Below are 3,821 nucleotides of genomic sequence, written 5' to 3' on the forward strand. Positions count from 1 at the left end.
GTCGTCACCCCTCGCTAGCGTGAGGGACATGAGCGAACGCGAATACGACCTCATCGTCATCGGCGCCGGCCCCGTGGGCGAGAACGTCGCCGACCGTGCCGTGCAAGCCGGACTCACGGCCGTCATCATCGAGTCCGAGCTGGTCGGGGGCGAGTGCTCGTACTGGGCGTGCATGCCGTCGAAGGCTCTGCTGCGCAGCGGTGCCGCCCTGCAGGCCGCGCGCAACATCGACGGCGCGAAGCAGGCCATCACCGGCGACCTCGACGTCGCGGCCGTGCTCCGTCGCCGCGACTCCATGACAAGCGACTGGAACGACTCCGGACAGGTCGAGTGGCTGCAGGGTGCCGGGATCGACCTCGTGCGCGGCCACGGTCGGCTCACCGGCGAGAAGACCGTGCGCGTCACCGCCGACGACGGCACGACCACCGACCTCGTCGCTCGGCATGCCGTCGCGGTGTGCACCGGCTCGGCCGCGCTTCTTCCCGGCATCCCGCGCCTGGCCGACATCGCGCCGTGGACGAGTCGCGAGGCCACCGCGGTGCAGCAGATCCCCCGCTCGCTCGCGATTCTCGGCGGTGGTGTCGTCGGGGCCGAGATGGCCACCGCTTTCTCCAGCCTGGGCGCCGAGGTCACGATCATCGCGCGCTCGGGACTGCTCGGCGGCACCGAGCCGTTCGCCGGCGAGCTCGTCGCGGATTCCTTGCGCGAGCGGGGAGTCACGGTCAAGACGGGGGTGGATGCCACGGCCGCACGCCGCGACGACGACGGGCGCCGCGTTCTCGAGCTGTCCGACGGCACGTCCGTCACCGCCGACGAGGTCCTCGTCGCCACGGGCCGCGTTCCCCGCACCGACGACCTCGGCCTCGACACCGTCGGGCTCGATGCCGGCTCGTGGCTCGACGTGGACGACACCCTGCTCGTGCGGGGGTTCGACTGGCTCTACGCCGTCGGCGACGTCAACCATCGTGCACTCCTCACACACCAGGGCAAGTACCAGGCGCGCGCCGCCGGCGACGTCATCGCCGCCCGAGCGCAGGGCGGCGAGGTCGACGACAGCCCGTGGGGAGCCCACGTCGCGACCGCCGACCACGACGCCGTTCCGCAAGTGACCTTCACCGACCCCGAGGTGGCCTCGGTCGGAGCGACGGCGAAGCGGGCAGAAGAGCGTGGCCTGAACGTGAAGGTGCTCGACTACGACCTCGCGCACGTCGCGGGCGCCAGCGAGCAGTCCGACGCCTACGTGGGCCGCGCCCGCGCGATCGTCGACCTCGACCGGGGAGTGCTCGTGGGCGCGACCTTCGTCGGCCCCGACGTCGCCGAACTGTTGCATTCGGCCACGATCGCGGTCGTGGGCGAGGTGCCGATCAAGCGACTGTGGCACGCGGTTCCCTCGTACCCGACGGTCAGCGAGGTCTGGCTGCGTCTCCTCGAGACGCTCGGCCGCGAGAGCGCGTGACCACGCGCGCTCGCGGCGCCGCGACGACACCGCTTCGCCGCGAAGTCGCAACTGATGGACCGAGTCCAATCTGTCGTACGATTCATGCGGTGGAGCCCGCCTTCACCGTGAACCGTGGGGGTAGGCAAGGTGCCGTTTCGCAGCAAAGACACGTTGCAGGTATGGCTGGATGAATTCGACGCGAAAGAGCCCGGCCGGATCGGCACCGCGTACGTCGCTGATCAGGAAGCCGTTGACGGTCGCGACAGCGGCCTGGTGATCTTCCCCCTGCGAAACGCCACGACCTCGGTGTACATCCAGCCCATGGAGACCGGGGCACCGGACTGGCGGGTCACGATAGAGGCACAGCCCGAGGTGACCGAACTCTCACCCGAGGCCCTGTACGACCTGTGCGAGGAACTGGCGAACACCGCCGCTCTCTGCGCTTTCCTGCAGGCGAAGTCGATCGACCACATGGCCCACCTGAACGCGCACGCCCAGGACTAGCTACGCGACCGAAGACTCGGATTCGTCGGCGGCCTGCGGGTCGATGCGTCGGGCTTGGTCCCGCGCGGCTGCAGTGGTGTGAGTGAGGAAGTCCGCGAGGTTGGCCTCGACCTGTGGGTCGAGGTGGCCGATGATCTGTCGGCAGGCCGTGTCGAAGCGGGCCAGCTGAGACCACGGCTCCTTTTCGAGGTCCACGACCAGATGGATGTGGTTCACTCGACGATCCGCCGAGTCGAACTCTCGGCGCAGGATGCCGCGACGCACGAGCCGTTCCACCATCGTCGTGATCCCAGCCGAGGTCACACCGAGGTGCCCCGCCAACTCCGATGGCCGAACGCCGGGGTGAGCCCCGACGTAGGCGAGGGCCTTGGCATCGAGCTCGTTGACACCGAGCTGCTTGCGCGCCTGAGCGGCGGCCGTGTCTCGTTCCCGGACGTAGAAGGCGAGCGCTGCCATCAACGGCGACGAATCACCCGATTTCTCCGTCATTGAACCGCTCCCTACGTAGCTCATGCCCCGAAGCACTATACCTAACCCCCTAAGGTTCCGAACCTGACAATCACGTTCAGTGACTGTTCACCGCAGTGAACCTCAACCGTGTTTACTAACTGAGTTAATTACATGGTAGGTTGATCTTCACCGGGGTTGACAGCCCGGCGCACCGTGGACGAAGGGGGAACCGCGATGGCCCACAGTCTTTTCACCGGGATCCGAACCGCACGGGTGCGGAGATCCACGTTCATCCCGGCTGCCGGTCGCCCGCTCACGCCCGCGCCGACGCCCGTCGTCGTCGCGGCTGCCGTGACGGTCTCGGTCGCGGTCGGGGTCGTCCTCCCCCTCGTTCTTTGAGCCATTCACACACGCCAGGAGTCATCATGGGAAAGCTCTTCTACGGTTCCGACCCGCAGCCGATGGACATCGACGATCGACTGCTGCAGTATCTTCAGGTCGTCTTCTCGACCAAGCTGCGTCGCAGCGAGTCGTTCACCATCACGTGGACGGATGCCGCGGCCTCGCACGCCCGCACCACGCTGTGGATCCAGCCGTCCATCCCCCTGCGATTCCTGTACTCGAGCGTGGACGCCCAGCGCCTGTCCGGCGGGTACCTCCGTCAGCTCGCCGACCAGGCCGCGATGTCGTCGGGTCTGGTGCTCGACGCCGCCACCTGGCACGAGCACGAGAGCGCGCACCGCGTGCAACTCGTCGCCGCGGCCTGACCGCACCCTCTTTGCCGCACCCCGCCCCGCCCTGACCACCGGGGCGGGGTGCGGTCTTTCACCGCGGCCCCACGTGCCGGCGCCTTTCCGCCCGACCGGCGGGTCCACCGGCGTAGATTTGCGTCGTGGCCCGGACGATCGCACTCCTCCGCGGCGTGGGTGGCCCCACGGCGCTGAAGATGGCCGCTCTCCGCGAGGTGCTGGCATCCGCGGGGCTCGGCGAGGTCGAGACGCTCCAGGTGGCCGGGAACATCGTGCTCGACGACGCGGGACGCTCCCCCGAGGCCGTCACCGGGGTCGTCCGGGCGGCCGTGCTCGGGGCCTTCGGCCACGATCTGCCCGTCGTGGTGCGCTCTCACGCCGAACTCGCCGACGCGCACGCCCGCAACCCCTTCGCCGACGCGGCCGAGGGACGGTGGGTCCAGACGGTGTTCCTCGACTCCGTCCCCGCCGTCGCCGCGGTGCGTCTGCCGGCCGGCATCCCCGAAGAGGCGGTCCTCGATGGCCGCGAAGTCTTCGTGCGCTACCCCGAGGGGATCGGCGGCTCGAAGCTGCAGGCGGGCTGGTTCGAGAAACACCTCGGTGTCGTCGCGACCGCCCGCAACGCCAACACGATCGCCAAGCTCATCGCCCTCAGCGCGTAGCGCCCCGCCCCGGCACCC

General features: G+C 69.1%; 6 protein-coding genes. 5 read left to right on the forward strand and 1 reads right to left on the reverse strand.

Going from position 1 to position 3,821, the window contains the following annotated elements:
• Positions 1 to 28 precede the first annotated feature (28 nt).
• Together FE256_RS17555 and FE256_RS17560 are read left to right on the forward strand one after the other, a co-directional pair.
• Complete coding sequence (locus FE256_RS17555; protein ID WP_138178220.1) at positions 29 to 1,456, forward strand: dihydrolipoyl dehydrogenase family protein; 1,428 nt, start codon at positions 29 to 31, stop codon at positions 1,454 to 1,456.
• Between the two features lie 114 nt (positions 1,457 to 1,570).
• On the forward strand, positions 1,571 to 1,942 hold the full coding sequence (locus FE256_RS17560; RefSeq protein WP_138178222.1) for a hypothetical protein: 372 nt from the start codon (positions 1,571 to 1,573) through the stop codon (positions 1,940 to 1,942).
• Here the strand turns inward: FE256_RS17560 and FE256_RS17565 are convergent, their stop codons facing one another.
• Entirely contained in the window at positions 1,943 to 2,431 is a 489-nt protein-coding gene (locus tag FE256_RS17565) for a MarR family winged helix-turn-helix transcriptional regulator (RefSeq protein ID WP_252371083.1), read from the reverse strand.
• 195 nt (positions 2,432 to 2,626) lie between these two features.
• Here FE256_RS17565 and FE256_RS18305 point away from each other — a divergent pair, with 195 nt between their 5' ends.
• The 3 genes from FE256_RS18305 (at position 2,627) to FE256_RS17575 (ending at position 3,803) form a co-directional block, all read left to right on the forward strand.
• Positions 2,627 to 2,791 carry a hypothetical protein gene (locus FE256_RS18305; RefSeq protein ID WP_171024407.1) on the forward strand — a complete coding sequence of 55 codons (165 nt, stop codon included), beginning with the start codon at positions 2,627 to 2,629 and terminating at the stop codon, positions 2,789 to 2,791.
• A gap of 26 nt (positions 2,792 to 2,817) precedes the next feature.
• On the forward strand, positions 2,818 to 3,159 hold the full coding sequence (locus FE256_RS17570; RefSeq protein WP_138178226.1) for a DUF7882 family protein: 342 nt from the start codon (positions 2,818 to 2,820) through the stop codon (positions 3,157 to 3,159).
• Positions 3,160 to 3,284: 125 nt separating this feature from the next.
• On the forward strand, positions 3,285 to 3,803 hold the full coding sequence (locus FE256_RS17575; RefSeq protein WP_171024408.1) for a DUF1697 domain-containing protein: 519 nt from the start codon (positions 3,285 to 3,287) through the stop codon (positions 3,801 to 3,803).
• Positions 3,804 to 3,821: the final 18 nt, after the last annotated feature.

It is taken from the genome of Microbacterium sp. 5K110 (genome assembly GCF_005774735.1).
Lineage (GTDB): Bacteria > Actinomycetota > Actinomycetes > Actinomycetales > Microbacteriaceae > Microbacterium.

What these genes read in the sequence shown, in the direction of transcription:
- FE256_RS17570 (WP_138178226.1), top strand. Translation starts at nt 2,818, where the DNA reads ATGGGAAAGCTCTTCTACGGTTCCGACCCGCAGCCGATGGACATCGAC.
- FE256_RS17565 (WP_252371083.1), bottom strand. Translation starts at nt 2,431, where the DNA reads ATGACGGAGAAATCGGGTGATTCGTCGCCGTTGATGGCAGCGCTCGCC.
- FE256_RS17555 (WP_138178220.1), top strand. Translation starts at nt 29, where the DNA reads ATGAGCGAACGCGAATACGACCTCATCGTCATCGGCGCCGGCCCCGTG.
- FE256_RS18305 (WP_171024407.1), top strand. Translation starts at nt 2,627, where the DNA reads ATGGCCCACAGTCTTTTCACCGGGATCCGAACCGCACGGGTGCGGAGA.